The organism is Mycolicibacterium aubagnense (genome assembly GCF_010730955.1).
GTDB lineage: Bacteria > Actinomycetota > Actinomycetes > Mycobacteriales > Mycobacteriaceae > Mycobacterium > Mycobacterium aubagnense.
The window spans coordinates 37,900-52,547 of sequence record NZ_AP022578.1 but is presented as its reverse complement, the minus strand read 5'-3'; the positions used below and the strand labels follow the sequence as shown (position 1 = coordinate 52,547).

The following is a 14,648-nucleotide window of genomic DNA, read 5'->3' as shown; positions in this document are numbered from 1 at the left end:
ACCATCATCGCACACTGTAAACTAATTAATGACGCGCGACACTAGTTCATGTTCCAGGGCTCACCGTACGTGGTCACCGAGTCGCCGGTCTTTGCTATGAGTCGGGCGAACGGACGAACCATCACACCACCAGCTGCACCAGTCACGGTGCCGTGGGCGTTGGCCACGGCCACCCCGCCGGCCGGGCCGGACACGTCCACCGAGAACGTCGCCACCTCCTGGACACCCGGACCGTTGCCCAGGTCCGCGGAGATCGACGCGCCCGGGAACAGGTTCGGCGTGATGACGCCACCCCAACGGTTACCGATGCCGATACCAGGAAAGAAAGTCTCCGGCGTCACGTTGTCGAGCAGGATGTTCGGCGTGGTGTAGGCGAAGTTGATACCCACACCCAACGACCACGGAAAGCCGATCTGATAACCCAATTCCAAGGTCCCGGCGAACTCGTCGCAGGCCTTACCGGCGCAGCTGTACTTGGCCCGACCCGAATGGAACCACTCACGTGTCAACCGGTTGTGGTCCATCGGAAACACCCCATTGAGGAAGGTGTCCCACTGCTGCACCGTCAACGTCCGATCCTGGCCGTCGGCCAGACTCTGCTCATTATCGAGGCTCGCATGGGACGCGCCCGCGCCCAGCAATAGCGACGACACCGTCGCGCCGGTCACCACCAGCAGCCGACTGAAAGCCTTCATGGTCTCCTTCTGGGCCTTGGTTTGATCGAACTGCGCACCGCTGCTGGCGACGAGCGACGTCGACCGGATTCGAGAGGCCGTCGGTGCTTCCCCGACTGCGGCGCCGGCGCCGAGTTTTGTCCTAGGCCGCCGCGGGGCCGCAATCCAACCTGACGTAGACCGTTGCCCGCGGCGGGTACGCGCCGCGGGTAGGCCTGAGGTTGGGGGTGGCTTTGACCCGCGACACCGAGGTGACCGCGCAGTGTTCCATCGGGCCATCACCGACCTTGCTGACGATGACGCGGTTGCCTTCCGATTGGAGCCGGTCAATCGTCTCGCTCGCCGAGCCGTGCGACGGCGGGGACGCTGCGGCGGCTCCGGTTCCCAGCACGAGCACGGTGGCCACACTTGCCGCGCCGAGCGCGAACATGCCTGCAGTTCTTCTCATGATGTGTCTGCTCCTTGACTGCCGGACTCTGCGCCGCCATGCGGCGACATGCTGCTGATGTAGGAATGCCTGTCGGTGAACCAGGTCTGAATACCCGTCACCTGAATGGCAGATGTGTGTATTAGCCTCCAGCGCAGGAGGATTCGCTGACCGCGGACTTCGGTCGCCTATGGCCACGAACGCGCAGACGGTGTGGCCGGATCGCGTCCGCCAGTGCCGACCGTGGTGTCCGCGGGCGGGACCACCCGAGCGACCCGTGTTGAGCGTTCATGAACATGCGTTGGATGGTGACGGCGTTTGCCTCCCGGTAGATCGCGGCCCGGCGGATGTATCCGTTGTCAGCCGCAATATGGTTGCTTCGTAACGGATTAGAGAAGTGCAGTGATCCAGTTACTGAGTTAGACCGTATTTTGCGGTGTTGCACGCGTCAATCGCGATGAACGGACGCATAGAGGATTCATACCAAGATCGGCGCAGCCACGTCGCAACACCGCGAAGGCGGCGACAACCTGTCAAAAGTGTTGGTAATTGGTGTGTTAGCGCGTCCGCTTCACCCGCGGCCTGCCCGCGCTGCATCCAGGCCCCTTTAGAGTTCCCTATGAACTACGTGACAACTACGTACTGAGGTTCAACGATGAACAGTGCGTGTACCGGTGCGCCGACCCAGCCGCACCGGTCAGGCCAAGGCCGTTGCTCGCGATGTGCGTATCCCACTGGGCTACCGATGATTTCGGAGCGCGCAGCGGTCTGGAGCACAAACGGGGTGTGCAGCCGCAATGTGGCGGCCGCCCATGTGGAATTCTCTGAAAGGAAGACCCGACATGATCCGAAACCGAAAGGTGCCTCGTCCGACTCGTGTGCTGATCGGCGCCGTTGCCGTCGCCGGCGGACTCGCACTGGGCGCCGGTGTGGTCCCCGCTGCAGCGCTGGCGGCACCGGGGTCCGGCCCGAGCGTCGACTACGGCTTCAACCGGCCGCACGGGGGTGGACACGGCCATGGTGGACACGGCCACGGTGGACCGGGGTATGGCGGGCCGGGGCATGGTGGCGGCGGTCACGGGTTCGTTCCGCTGGCTCCGCCGCCGCATCTGTGCGTACCGTTCGTGGCGTGCTGAGGATCTCCTGTCGTCGGGCAGGCACGGCCGCCTTCTAGATCGACGGTGGCTTCATAGTTTTGCTGGGGGCGCCAGAGGCCCGGGGTGGGCATTGTTGGCCAGCACATGTGGCCGGGGCTGGTCCAAAACAGCAGTCGGTCAACGAAACCCGATTCGTTTCGATGCCTGCGGCGAGGGCGCAGCCGCCGTCCCGTACCGGCTCCCTGCCGGGCCCACCGGCGGTGGGTGCGCGGTGCCCGGCCGCGCGGTGCAACGCGCGCTAGGACCGATCCGGGGTCGGGGTTTCGGCGTCACGAATCGGCGACCGCATGCAGGCGTCATACGTCAGTCACAACCTCGGAAGGGGGAGCACGTTGCTCCACGCGTACCACATGACTCCACGCACACCACAAAGGGTGCGGATGTGAAGCGAGCAATTGAGCAGACATTCGCCGGCGTTGACGAGGTGGGCGTTTCGCCGCCTAGTCCTGCGCTCGTGACCAAGCCAAGCGGACTCGAAATGCACACCGGCTTGTGCGTAGGTCAATGGCCGCGCACCCTGTCGACGGCCGTCACACCGACGTGACAGGGCAGCGTGAAATGGCCGCAACGGCAACCGTTCCAGTCTCGTCGGCGTCACGGCTCGCGTATTGTGCCGTGCTCGCCGGCATTGCCGGATTTATCAATTCGGTGGCATTGTTGGTGTGGGCGTTTCCGGTCGGCAACCTCACCGCATTGACCACGCAAGCGGGCATGCACAGCACGTATCCGCTGATGTACCAGGGCCGCATGATTGCCGCGATCGTGTTCGGATTTTTCCTGGGCGCGACGGCAGCGGGTCAGGTGCTCGCTGCCGGGAGCGCAGTTGTAGGCCCACGTCACGCCGTGATCTTGATGGCCGAGGCTGGTTTGCTTGTCGCCGCCGCGGGCGTGGAGCACCCGATCGCCAGGGCCGCACTCGCCGCGGCCGCGTGCGGACTACAAAACGCGATGACGTCCAATTTTCCTGGGATGCCGGTGCGCACCACGCACTTTACTGGAACGATCACCGACCTCGGGCTACTGGTGGGTCGCAGCTCCCGTCATGGACTGGACAGGTGGAAAGCCGCTGTGCTGACCGCCACGGGGGTACTGTTCGTCGGCGGTGCGGCAGTGGGCGTGCTGGTCGGAAACCGGATCGGTGACCACGCGCTGATTCCTCCCGCCCTGGCGTGTCTGACTATTGCCGCGGCCCTGGTGCTGCAGGACCGTCGACGTAGCACCCGAGCGGCTGCGGTGGCCGCCGAGGCCAAGCCCACCGACCCAGCCTTCCCTTCGCCGCCATCGCCCACAGGTTCACGCGGGATCGCCCGCGTGGGGTAAGCCGCCGGAGAAGTCCCGACACGGCCGAAGGGTGCCACCTGGTGGAATATGGTGCAGGACAGCGTCATCACACCATCCTCGACACCAGTGAGCTGAAACGTGCGGCTACGCCGACGGCATCGCCGTGTGTCTCGCACCGCCATTGCAACAGTCCGCTGGCACGCATCCACCCGGCAAAGGTACGGGCGTGCGGCGAATCCATTCCCGCCCAGGTGATCCCGGGCGAACATCGGCAACAACCTCGCAGTCACCATCGCCAATCATGTCGATCGCTCGACCTTCATCTCGAATCGGGCTATCGCTCCGACGCACCAGTGTGACAATGCACGACAAGAATCGTTCTGATCGACACTGAAACCAAGCACTACCAACGGCATACGTTGCAACGCTGTAAGTCGATTCTCGGTGTCAGCGACGGGATCGAGAACACCGGAAAACGGCCACGGCATGGTCAGTCCGATAACCGTCGACAGACAGCTCTCACATCGCTTAACCAGGCCGCTTAACCGCGCCCAACGATGTCCACAAAAGCGGGGTAAACCCCAGGGGTAGTGCCGATTTCGTGAGTGTCAGGAAATCACCCCGCCCCTGCCGCCGCCACTGGGGCGACGAGTTGACACGCCCGCTAGCCTATCCACGGCAAATGCGGAGGTCCACCGCCAGGTCCAATGTTGGGATTGTTGGGCGGCGCCGGCGGCGGGACGTGGATCTGCGCGTGGCCCGGCGAGGTGCATTCGTGAACGCCGGTGGACGGTTCCAGGCATTCCTGTGGCTGTGCCACTGCCGATGGAGCAGTGAGCGCGATCGCAGCGCCGAGCGTGGCTGCGGCGCCAGATGAAAGCATCAGGCGGAATAGGGTTTTCACGGTAGTTCTCCTGTCGTTGCCGCTACAACCAGCGTCGCGCCAACTCCGAAGAGGACCCAGTGCCAAAAGTCCCTAATCCCGCCGCCATGGGACACCACATACTGCCGTACGACATAGGCCAGTGGTCGGTGCCCGCGTGGTGGGTCCAACGGCCCGGGCGCCGCAAGGGCGCCCGGCCCGGGCGCCGCAAGGGCGCGTCGATTAACGGCGCGGGGCGCGGATAAGAGCCGCTACCGAGCTCCGACTCCCGCCTGCGGTCGGCGTTCCAGCGCCCTTCGTATTGTCAACGTACAGAATCGATGGGACGTCGTGGCAACGGGATTCGCAGGGACATGCAGCTTTGCGCTGCGATCAGCCCAGTGCGGCGATGAGGTCGCGACATGCCTGTTCACAATCTCGACATTGGTCAGCACAGGCTTTGCAGTGCTGGTGGTGCGCTGCATGGCGTTCGCACTCAGCGCCGCACACCCGGCAGGCAACCGCACAGCCTGCGAGCATTGCTTTGGCCAACTCCGAGTCGAATCCGGTCAGGCGCGCGTTGACGTTCGCAGTGACAGCGCACACGTCGGCGCAGTCGAGGTTGACGGCGATACACACAGCAAGCTGATCGACCGACGGCTCGCTGAGGCACGCATCGGCGCACTGGGTGCACGATTGTGCGCAATCCCTGCACGCATCGAGGCATTGCGCCAGAACTGCCGTGAGATTGTCGGGGGCCCTGCGCGGATGGGTTTCGAGGATCGTGCATGAAGTGCTCATTGGTGTGCTCCATTCTGCTGGGGACGGTCCGATGGGCCTACCCCGATAGCGTGTTGTGAAACCGCCCTTGAGCCGTCGGACTACACGTGCGATGTCGCCTGTCGCGCCTCAGCGGCCACGGAGCGCGTCGTGCGTTTAGGGTTTCGCCAACACTGCAACGCGAGGTCACCCGTGGCGCGCGCCGGGTGTCCACCGCGCGGTGAGCTCTGGGTGAGCACGGCTTCGAACAGGAACCCGGACGCTGCTGTGTGAATACGCTCACGCCGACAACGCCGGCTTCGACTGGAAAATGGGTCGCCACGCATGATCGGCAACCGGTCATACGATGGCCCTAACGCCTCAGGGGACCCAATGAGTTCGGCCCGCCACGCGCAGCGCCGTCCGGGCCGTTACCAGGGAGCATGCGATGTGCCGACGCGCACGTCGTAGGTCTCAGCCCTGCGCACCGCCGGCCGCAGCATGTACCCCACACCGCGGACCGTGTGGATCGTCGGTTCGCGTCCGGTGTCGATCTTCTTGCGCAGATACGAGATGTACAGGTCCACGATTGTGGGCTTGCCGCCGAAGCCATAGCTCCACACCCGGTCGACAATCTCATTGCGCCTGATCGCCCGACAAGGATTGCGCATCAGATATCGCAAGAGCTCGAACTCGGTGACAGTCAAGGAGATCGGCTCACCAGCACGGGTCACTTCCCGGCTGACGCTATTGAGTTCCAGGTCACCGACGGTGAGCATTTCGTCGGCCACCGGCGCCAGCTGACTGGCGCGGCGCAGCAACCCGCGCAGCCGCGCCACAAGCTCCTCTGAGCTGAAAGGTTTGGACATGTAATCGTCAGCACCACCGACCGCTCCCGACATCCGGCATGTCACCGAATCCCGGTCCGCTAGAACCAAGGTGGGCGTGTACCGCCGCGTCTCGCGAATCCGCTGCAGGAGCTGCCAGCCGTCGGCTCCGGGCAATCTGACATCGAGCACCAACACGTCCGGTTCCATCTCGGCGACCTTGGCTACCGCATCCCGGACATTGTGCGCAATCTCGACGACCCACCCCTCGTAGTGCAGGGCCATCTTCACCCGGTTCGCCAGCGACGGCTCCCCATCGACCAACAGCACCCTGATCATCGACCCGGCGCCCCTCTCCCCGGGCGTGGGCTGGCCAAGTCCCACAGCATCGTCGTAACGCTCTCGTAGTGGCACCGAGGTCGCAATCATTGTCTTATCTTGTTGGTCGCACAGAACATTGTCACCCCGTTCATGCTAAGTTCAAATGTTGATGGACCTTTACGCTTGCGCGAAAGGTTGTGCCATGCAGTCGGATTGGGCATTGCTCATCGCAAGATCGACCGCCAGTATCAGGTACGCCACGGGTATCGACGCATGCGGACTGGGGCCAACCGACGACCGAGCGGGTTCTCCGTATCCGGCTTGGGATATCACGGTGCAAACGATTGTCGTCGCGGCCGTCAATCGTCAACGGCTTTGACGGACGGTTGAATCGACTTTCGGCGCATGCGCATGCGGTTGCCTGCTGGCGAGCCACAACTGCAGAGTCGACCCCCGGCTGGCCGGCCACACGGCCCCAGGAACCTGGGTGCCATGGGTTTCCAGGCTTCGGGTGCCCGGGGTCGCCCTCATCGCAGGTCCACGGACATTGCTCGCCGAATGTTGATCAGATCGCGACTGATGTGACGACGTGTGACTGGCCGAGGCGCTGGGTGCAACCATGGTCATCATGCCGAAAATCGCTGCGGCCGCGAGGATTGTCGATCCACCTCTACGCATTGCTCCTGCCCTTCCCGCTTGAATCATCTACGTACGTACTACGTTTCTTGGTATCACCGGATCGGCCGCAAGTGTGTTCTTACTAAGCAGATACATAGATTGCTGCCGTGCCGGCAAAGCAACCGCCGGCTGCGATCGAGCTGGGTGTGGCGCCGGGCAAGTCGAGGAGGGCAAGAGCGATAGGGGTTTCGACAATCGGTCGGCGTCGAGGTGGCCGTGATGGAACGGAGCTGATCAGATCAATCCCGAGCTACCAGGGGTTGAGTTGGCATGCGTGGGGACGCGTTTGGGACCCCGCTGGCGAGTGTGAGATCGCCGACACCACGGCGACCTCACCCCGGGATGATCGACGCGCCATGGGGTGCTGCGCTCGCGAGCGCACCGGCAAGCATCGGTACAGGCCCGAAAACTGTCGCGCTGTGAGTGCGGCGCCGCATGTGCGACGCGCTGCCCGGCGGCGCCAGTGACGGTGGTACTCAGGCATGCCGTCCAGCAGATCAACGCCTGGGCGTCCGATCGGCTGCGAGCGATCGCCGATCTCACCGCCCGCGCCGCCATGGCGGTCACTCACATCCTTCCGTATACCCATACCGGGTAAGACGGAGGCGCATCGGGCGGTTGCGTGAGCATCGATGCGAGGCCGATCCAACGACGCCTGCGCGAATACCCGCTAGGCGGTATACGCCGTGGTGGTAGGCATCCGCTCGGCATGTTCAGTAGGAGGAACACGCCTTGCCACATACCCCAGCGGGGTATACATTCGACGTGTGCATTGGTGGGCGTACCCCAGGTGGGTATTCATGTCGCAGTCGCAACAAGAAGGAGTGTGCACCATGACGACCATCGAATTCGAAGTGAGCGGGATGACCTGCGGGCACTGCGAAATGTCGGTTCGCGAAGAGGTGGGCCGGGTGCCCGGCGTGAGCGGAATCGAGGTCAGTGCCCAGACGGGACGCCTCGCAGTCACCGGGGCCGACATCGATGTCGATGACGTCGTGTCCGCGGTCAGTGAAGCCGGGTATGCGGCCGTGCGGGTCTCATGAACGCTGCGGGACGGCTGGCGGCGTACGGCGCCGGATTGGTGGTGGCGTTCGGCGGCGCGTTCGCCGTGTCGAACGCGGTTGTCCCTGGCAGTGCTGTTCACGCGTGGCAACAGGAAAGCCAGGCGCCGGGCCATGGCACGCACCGGCCCGACGCGGCTGCACCGGAGTTGCCCGGCCTGTCCCTGAGCCAGAACGGATACCTGCTGTCGGAGGTGAGCGCACCGGGCGCCGTTGACGTCGACGGGGTTCTGCGATTCCGGATTCACACCGCGAGCGGGACGCCGCTGACCACATTCGCCACCACCCACGATCGTGACCTACACCTGATCGTGGTGCGGGCCGACGGCAGCCAATTCCGGCACGTTCACCCGACGCTGGACGCAGCGACGGGAACATGGTCGATTCCCTGGCGGTGGCGGGCCGCTGGCACATACCGCGTGTTCACCGACTTCCAGCCGGCCGACGCACCCGCTGCACCGAAGCTGACCTTGACCCGCTCGGTGGAGGTCGCGGGAGCGTTCACCCCCGTGGATCCGGGCATTGCGCGGACCGTCGACCAGGTGGCGGGGTACACCGTGACCCTCGCGGGCGATCTGGTTGCCGGTGCCACCCGCAATCTCGCTGCGACCGTGTCGCGTAACGGGACACCCGTCACCAACCTGCAGCCCTATCTGGGTGCGTTCGGCCACCTCGTGGCGCTGCGCGGCGGCGACTTGGCCTACCTGCACGTGCACCCCGAAGGCAGTGAACCCACGCCGGGGCAAACCGGTGGACCTACGATCTCGTTCGCAGCCGAAGCCCCGACTCCCGGAAAGTACTTGCTGTACCTGGATTTTCAGATCGACGGAACGGTGCGCACGGCTACGTTCGTCGTAGACGCACAGTCTGGCGATGGCAGCCAGCCCGCCGGCGGCCAGCGAGACGACAGTCATGCCGGTACGCACTGATCGAAACATCAACGCCCATCGAATCATTGAGAGGAGCGGCACCATGACTGTCTCCACGTCTACCTCCACGTCGACAACTGGTACCCATGTCGAATTGCAGATCAGCGGAATGACCTGCGCCTCCTGCGCAAACCGGATCGAACGCAACTTGAACAAGCTCGAGGGCGTCGAAGCCACCGTCAACTACGCCACGGAGAAGGCAACCGTCAGCGTGCCCGACGGATACGACCCTGCACAGCTCGTCGAGGCGGTCGAAAAGACCGGCTATACAGCCACTGTGCGACGGCCCCGAGAGGACGAGCACGAAGAGCACCAAGACCGCGATGAAGACCCTGAGCTGATGTCGCTGCGCAACCGGCTCATCGGATCAATCGTGCTGGCCGTACCGGTCATTGCGGTGGCGATGGTTCCGGCGCTGCAGTTCACCAACTGGCAGTGGGCCTCACTGACGTTGGCTGCGCCGGTCATCGTGTGGGCCGCATGGCCGTTCCACAAAGCCGCGTGGGCCAACCTCCGCCACGGCACCGCCACCATGGACACGCTGATCTCCATGGGCACACTCAGTGCATTCCTGTGGTCGCTGTATGCGCTGTTCTTCGGAACCGCGGGAACCCCGGGCATGAAGCACCCGTTCGAGCTGACCCTGCAGCCCTCCGACGGAGCCGCCAACATCTACCTCGAAGTCGCGGCCGGCGTCACGATGTTCATCCTGGCCGGACGCTATTTCGAAAAGCGGTCCAAGCGCCAGGCCGGCGCGGCCCTGCGGGCCCTGTTGGAGCTCGGCGCCAAAGAAGTATCGGTGCTGCGCAACGGCATTGAGACGAAGATCCCGGTCGGCGAGCTGGTGGTCGGCGACGAGTTCGTCGTGCGGCCGGGCGAGAAGATCGCCACCGACGGCGTCGTGGTGTCGGGCAGCTCGGCCGTGGATGCCTCGATGCTGACCGGTGAATCGGTACCGGTCGAGGTCGGCGAGGGTGACGCCGTCACCGGCGCAACCGTCAACGCCGGCGGGCGACTGGTCGTCCGAACCACCCGCGTCGGCTCCGACACACAACTGGCGCAAATGGCCAAGCTGGTCGAGGACGCCCAAACCGGCAAGGCCGAGGTGCAACGCCTGGCCGACCGGGTCTCAGGGGTGTTCGTGCCCATCGTCATCGCCATCGCGGTCATCGCCCTGGGTGCGTGGCTGGGAGCCGGGTTCCCGGCCGCGGCCGCGTTCACCGCAGCAGTCGCGGTGCTGGTGATCGCGTGCCCCTGCGCCCTGGGGCTGGCGACACCGACGGCGTTGTTGGTGGGTACCGGCCGCGGCGCCCAGCTGGGCATCCTGATCAAAGGCCCCGAAGTGCTGGAGTCCACCCGCACGGTCGACACCGTCGTGCTGGACAAGACCGGAACAGTGACGACCGGCAAGATGACGCTGGTCGATGTGCTGACCGAGCCCGGCGTTGACCGCGCCCAGTTGCTGCGCCTGGCCGGCGCTTTGGAGAACGCTTCCGAGCACCCCATCGCTGCGGCCATCGCCAAGGCAGCTGCCGAGGAGACCGGAACCCTGCCCACCGCGGAAGGTTTCGCCAACATCGAGGGCAGAGGTGTCCAGGGCATCATCGACGGCCGCGCTGTCGTCATCGGACGCGAGGCGCTGCTGGCCGATTGGTCGCAGCACCTGAGTTCTGAGGTGGCACAAGCCAAGTCCCGTGCCGAGGGCCAGGGCAAGACCGTCGTTGCCGTCGGGTGGGACGGCGCCGCGCGGGGTGCTCTGGTGATCGCCGACACCGTCAAACCGACCAGCGCCGAGGCGGTTTCGCGATTGCGTGAGCTCGGGTTGACGCCGGTGCTGCTGACCGGTGACAACGAGGCCGTGGCCCGCCAGATCGCGTCCGAGGTCGGTATCGACGAGGTGATCGCCGAAGTACTGCCAGAAGACAAGGTCGACGTGGTGGCCCGGCTGCAAGCCCGGGGCAAGATCGTCGCGATGGTCGGCGACGGCGTCAACGACGCGCCCGCGCTCGCGCAGGCTGACCTGGGACTGGCGATGGGCACCGGGACTGACGTCGCGATCGAGGCGTCCGACATCACCCTGGTGCGCGGTGATCTGCTCAGCGCCGTGGATGCAATCAGGTTGTCCCGCAAGACATTGTCGACCATCAAGATCAACCTGTTCTGGGCGTTCGCCTACAACGTGGCAGCGATCCCGGTAGCGGCGCTCGGCATGCTCAACCCCATGCTCGCCGGCGCCGCCATGGCGTTCTCCAGCGTGTTCGTCGTCGGCAACAGCCTGAGACTGCGCGGCTTCACGAGCATCTCGACAGGCACCGGCCGCTAACCCGTGCACCCATCCCAACGCCCCGAAGGAAACACCATGCCCGGTCCCACCCCGCCCGTCTGCTGCTGCAGCGGGGCCACCCCCGAGATCAACCAAGCGGCCGAAAACCTCAGAGGTACAAGGAATCTCCTTGATGCCGGAGACCAGGGTGTGCGCGCGGCCGGCGGGCACTCTAAAGGTCCGCAATCGGACGCGGGACCCACAACGAATGACACCGAGACCGACTCTGGCGTCGACATTGACGACGGTGGTCGGTCGTCGTCACACCCTTGACACCGCGCAGTCCCCGTGTTCGGGCAACCAGTGAAGTCGTGGTAGCCCGAAACCGCACGAAGCCACACCTTGCCCCATGGACGGATACTCGTGCGTTAACACGTGGCCTTGCATAGGGATTCGTCCCGACCGCCCATGAGACCCGCGGCGCTGCAGGGTTCCCCCGCTCGAAGATACTCCGGGTTCAGCACCACGGTTCACCCGATCCAGTCAGACCGGTGATCGGTCGATGTTCCCGATCCGATCAGTCACCTCGGTGCGACCAGCGGTGCCGGTCGGCCTCGGCCCGGCCCTCATCGTGGCTACCGCCACGACAAGCACAACCTCAACGAGCGCGGTGGAGTCATCCGGCGCGCCATCACCGCCTGGATGAAGATGAAACGGTTATGAACCACGCCCGACCGGCACGCACAAAGCGCCGCACCGGCAACGTGGAGGTGGCATAGGGCGCCCTGCGGTGGGCCGTGGATGATCCCTCGGGACTGGCTGCTACCTGGAGGGTGTCAAGGTGAGTACCTCGGCGTACCGCCCCGCACGTCATCACCGGGGCGGCACTATCGTGACAGTGCCGACGAACCGACGGCGCTGGCCGCCCCGAAGCTCACCGTGCGCGAAAAGCTGTCGGGTTCAAAGGAGCTTCACGCGAACTTCACGCTGACGTCGTCGCATCGCGGACCAAGGTGGCGTCAGCGCAAGTACGTCGCGGGTATTCGCCCGCCCGCGCGGCACCTGGTGCTAGTGTACGTAGTATCTACGTAGGTTTGAGGAAAGGTGAATGGCTATGGTGCGTGCGGTCCGGCGGCTGATCATGGCGGCGGTGGCGCTGTTTGCGCTGATGACGATGGGGGCGCCGCTTGCCGCCGCGGCGATGAAATGTCCGCACCAGCTTGGGTCACAGCAACAGTTGACCGATGCCGGTGGGGCGGCGACCGCCGAGTGGACATTGACCGACCTCCGCCCGAGTAGCGATGCCGCTCCGGGCTACCCGCTGGCCGGGCGGTTGTGGGAAGCGACGGTGACGGTGCGCGCTGCGGCCGGTGCGGTGACACCGGTGATCCCCAACTTCGGCGCGATGGGTGCCGGGCACACGCAGTACCCGGTCCTGTGGCAGTTGGCCACCCCGGCCGGTATCTCCGCCGCCACCCTGTCCGAGGGCCAATCGGCAACGGGCAAAATCTATTTCGATGTCACCGGGCCCGATCCGATGGCCGTGGCGTACAACGCCGGTGGCCCGAAGCCGGCGATGATGTGGTGCAACATGGCGGCCATGGCGCCGATGATGTCCAAGCCCATGACGATGTCCATGCCGATGGATGACTGCCCGTGCTGCGACGCCGGCTGCCCCGGCTGTCCCGAGCGGCGCTGACCGTCACTGCGAATCGGAACGTGCCAGCCGTCCGTTCTGCCGGCGACCGGGCTACGGTCACCCGCAGAACGACGGCGGCCCGGCCGTCAGGGCCGGTAGTTGAGACTGGTCATCATCCCGGCGGCCTGGTGATAGGTGTTGTGGCAGTGCATCATCCACACACCCGGATTGTCGGCGACCAGCGCGACCGCGAGCTTCTGCTTGGGCAGCACGACCGCGGTGTCTTTACGAGCGCCGAGGCTGCCGTCAGGTTTGATGATCTGGAATGTGTGGCCGTGCAGATGCATGGGGTGCCACATCTCGGTGTTGTTGGTAAAGGTCAGCACGGCGCGCTGGCCCTGGTTGATCTGCAGCGGCTGGGTTTTGTCGAATGCGGCGCCGTTGATGGTCCAGTTGTATTGCATCATGTCGCCCGCCAACACCGCTTCCAGGTTGACGTCGGGGGTGCGTGCGCCAAGGTCGACCGGCGCGGTGGCGGTGAACATCGCGACCGTACCGACCCGCTTGGTCAGCTCGGTCGGCTGAAAGCCGGGATCGGGCGGGCTTCCCGTGCCCGTGGACAGCAGGGCACGCGCCACCGCGTTTTTGCCTTCAGCCAGCGCCACCAGCGGAAAGACGCCGTCGGCGGCGGTGACCAGGACGTCGTAGCGTTCGCCCATCCCCACCAGCAGGGCGTCCACCTCGGTCGGGATCACCGCAAAACCGTCGGTGTGCGTGACCGTCATCGTGTGCCCGGCCAGCGCCACCCGAAACGCCGTGTCCGACCCGGCGTTGATGATGCGCAGGCGGATCCGCTGGCCGGGTTTAGCGGTGAACGTGGTCGGCGCACCCGGGATACGCCCGTTAATCAGGTAGTAGGGGTAGTTCACGTCGCCCGCGTCCCCACCGAGCAACGCGCTGGTGTACATCCCGCCCATCGGCGCCATGCCACCGGCGCTCGGAGTACCTCCCATGCCCGGCATATCGCCCATACCCGGCATATCCCCCATACCGGGCATGCCGCCCATGCCGTTCTTGCGCAGCTCATCGAAAATCTGCTGCGGCGTCTTCCCGATGCCGTCAGTCCAGTCATCCAGCACGACAATCCATTCGGCGTCGTAGCCGCCCGCCTCGCGCGGGTCGTCGACGATCACTGGGACATACAGTCCGTAGTCGGCGTCGAGTTCAACGTGCGGATGAGCCCAGTAGGTGCCCGAATGTGGTACCGAGAACCGGTAAGTGAACTCCTTGCCAGCATCGATGTTCGGGGTGGCCGGCGGTGCACCATCCATGTCGTTGCGCAGCGCGATGCCGTGCCAGTGCACCGACGTGGGGTGATCGAGCCGGTTGGTCACGGTGACCGCAAGCTCATCGCCCACGTTGGCTCGGATCACCGGAGCCGGGATGGTGGCGCCGTAGGTCAGCGTGCGCAGCGTGGGGCCGCCCAGGTCCACGGTGGCCGCCTGCGGGGTCAACGCCGCGGTGACGGCGCGGCCCGTATGCGGCCGCGCCGCCTCCGCCGCGGCGATCGCGGCAGACAACCCGCCACTAGGCGCGGCGGGCGGGGCTGGTGGCCGGCTACTGCAGCCGGCGAGCGCGAACCCACCCGCGATAGTGGCGGCCAGGAAGCCGCGGCGGCCCAATTGCACGTTTAGCGGGGACGGTCCCATTGCGATCCTTCTCTCCTGTATCCAGCACATCAGTCACGCCGGCCACCGTCGAAGGCCCGAC

The 14,648-nt window shown here is 65.2% G+C and carries 11 protein-coding genes; 7 read left to right on the top strand and 4 right to left on the bottom strand.

Annotated elements, in window-relative coordinates; translation table 11 throughout:
* Window positions 1-41: 41 nt before the first annotated feature.
* Both G6N59_RS29350 and G6N59_RS29345 read right to left on the bottom strand, forming a co-directional pair.
* Entirely contained in the window at window positions 42-695 is a 654-nt protein-coding gene (locus G6N59_RS29350; RefSeq protein WP_138230747.1) for a porin MspA, read from the bottom strand.
* Window positions 696-816: 121 nt separating this feature from the next.
* Window positions 817-1,122: a hypothetical protein gene (locus G6N59_RS29345; protein ID WP_138230746.1), complete on the bottom strand. Its 306-nt coding sequence runs from the start codon at window positions 1,120-1,122 to the stop codon at window positions 817-819.
* Between the two features lie 821 nt (window positions 1,123-1,943).
* Here G6N59_RS29345 and G6N59_RS29340 point away from each other — a divergent pair.
* Both G6N59_RS29340 and G6N59_RS29335 read left to right on the top strand, forming a co-directional pair.
* Window positions 1,944-2,237 carry a hypothetical protein gene (locus tag G6N59_RS29340; protein WP_138230745.1) on the top strand — a complete coding sequence of 98 codons (294 nt, stop codon included), beginning with the start codon at window positions 1,944-1,946 and terminating at the stop codon, window positions 2,235-2,237.
* Window positions 2,238-2,816: 579 nt separating this feature from the next.
* On the top strand, window positions 2,817-3,578 hold the full coding sequence (locus tag G6N59_RS29335; RefSeq protein WP_082762141.1) for a YoaK family protein: 762 nt from the start codon (window positions 2,817-2,819) through the stop codon (window positions 3,576-3,578).
* 2,013 nt (window positions 3,579-5,591) lie between these two features.
* Here G6N59_RS29335 and G6N59_RS29330 read toward each other — a convergent pair.
* The gene (locus tag G6N59_RS29330) at window positions 5,592-6,416 is read right to left on the bottom strand and encodes a response regulator transcription factor (protein WP_061007240.1); all 825 of its coding nucleotides are present in this window, start codon (window positions 6,414-6,416) and stop codon (window positions 5,592-5,594) included.
* A 1,033-nt stretch (window positions 6,417-7,449) separates the two neighbouring features.
* Between G6N59_RS29330 and G6N59_RS31725 the strand changes: the two genes are divergently transcribed.
* The 5 genes from G6N59_RS31725 (at window position 7,450) to G6N59_RS29310 (ending at window position 12,938) form a co-directional block, all read left to right on the top strand.
* Entirely contained in the window at window positions 7,450-7,584 is a 135-nt protein-coding gene (locus tag G6N59_RS31725; protein ID WP_268815801.1) for a hypothetical protein, read from the top strand.
* 235 nt (window positions 7,585-7,819) lie between these two features.
* On the top strand, window positions 7,820-8,029 hold the full coding sequence (locus G6N59_RS29325) for a heavy-metal-associated domain-containing protein (protein WP_061007242.1): 210 nt from the start codon (window positions 7,820-7,822) through the stop codon (window positions 8,027-8,029).
* Window positions 8,026-8,976, top strand: a complete 951-nt coding sequence (locus G6N59_RS29320; RefSeq protein WP_061007241.1) for a DUF8832 domain-containing protein — start codon at window positions 8,026-8,028, stop codon at window positions 8,974-8,976. Before G6N59_RS29325 ends, G6N59_RS29320 begins: the two co-directional genes overlap by 4 nt.
* 43 nt (window positions 8,977-9,019) lie before the next feature.
* Window positions 9,020-11,299 (top strand): heavy metal translocating P-type ATPase, encoded by a 2,280-nt coding sequence (locus tag G6N59_RS29315; RefSeq protein ID WP_061007243.1) that lies wholly within the window; start codon window positions 9,020-9,022, stop codon window positions 11,297-11,299.
* 1,054 nt (window positions 11,300-12,353) lie between these two features.
* Entirely contained in the window at window positions 12,354-12,938 is a 585-nt protein-coding gene (locus G6N59_RS29310) for an MPT63 family protein (protein ID WP_061005146.1), read from the top strand.
* 86 nt (window positions 12,939-13,024) lie between these two features.
* Here the strand turns inward: G6N59_RS29310 and G6N59_RS29305 are convergent, their stop codons facing one another.
* Window positions 13,025-14,587 carry a multicopper oxidase family protein gene (locus G6N59_RS29305; RefSeq protein ID WP_061005148.1) on the bottom strand — a complete coding sequence of 521 codons (1,563 nt, stop codon included), beginning with the start codon at window positions 14,585-14,587 and terminating at the stop codon, window positions 13,025-13,027.
* Between the last annotated feature and the right edge of the window lie 61 nt (window positions 14,588-14,648).

Coding starts and splice junctions, on each gene's coding strand:
- G6N59_RS29350 (WP_138230747.1), bottom strand. CDS start 695: ATGAAGGCTTTCAGTCGGCTGCTGGTGGTGACCGGCGCGACGGTGTCG.
- G6N59_RS29345 (WP_138230746.1), bottom strand. CDS start 1,122: ATGAGAAGAACTGCAGGCATGTTCGCGCTCGGCGCGGCAAGTGTGGCC.
- G6N59_RS29340 (WP_138230745.1), top strand. CDS start 1,944: ATGATCCGAAACCGAAAGGTGCCTCGTCCGACTCGTGTGCTGATCGGC.
- G6N59_RS29335 (WP_082762141.1), top strand. CDS start 2,817: ATGGCCGCAACGGCAACCGTTCCAGTCTCGTCGGCGTCACGGCTCGCG.
- G6N59_RS29330 (WP_061007240.1), bottom strand. CDS start 6,416: ATGATTGCGACCTCGGTGCCACTACGAGAGCGTTACGACGATGCTGTG.
- G6N59_RS29325 (WP_061007242.1), top strand. CDS start 7,820: ATGACGACCATCGAATTCGAAGTGAGCGGGATGACCTGCGGGCACTGC.
- G6N59_RS29320 (WP_061007241.1), top strand. CDS start 8,026: ATGAACGCTGCGGGACGGCTGGCGGCGTACGGCGCCGGATTGGTGGTG.
- G6N59_RS29315 (WP_061007243.1), top strand. CDS start 9,020: ATGACTGTCTCCACGTCTACCTCCACGTCGACAACTGGTACCCATGTC.
- G6N59_RS29310 (WP_061005146.1), top strand. CDS start 12,354: ATGGTGCGTGCGGTCCGGCGGCTGATCATGGCGGCGGTGGCGCTGTTT.
- G6N59_RS29305 (WP_061005148.1), bottom strand. CDS start 14,587: ATGGGACCGTCCCCGCTAAACGTGCAATTGGGCCGCCGCGGCTTCCTG.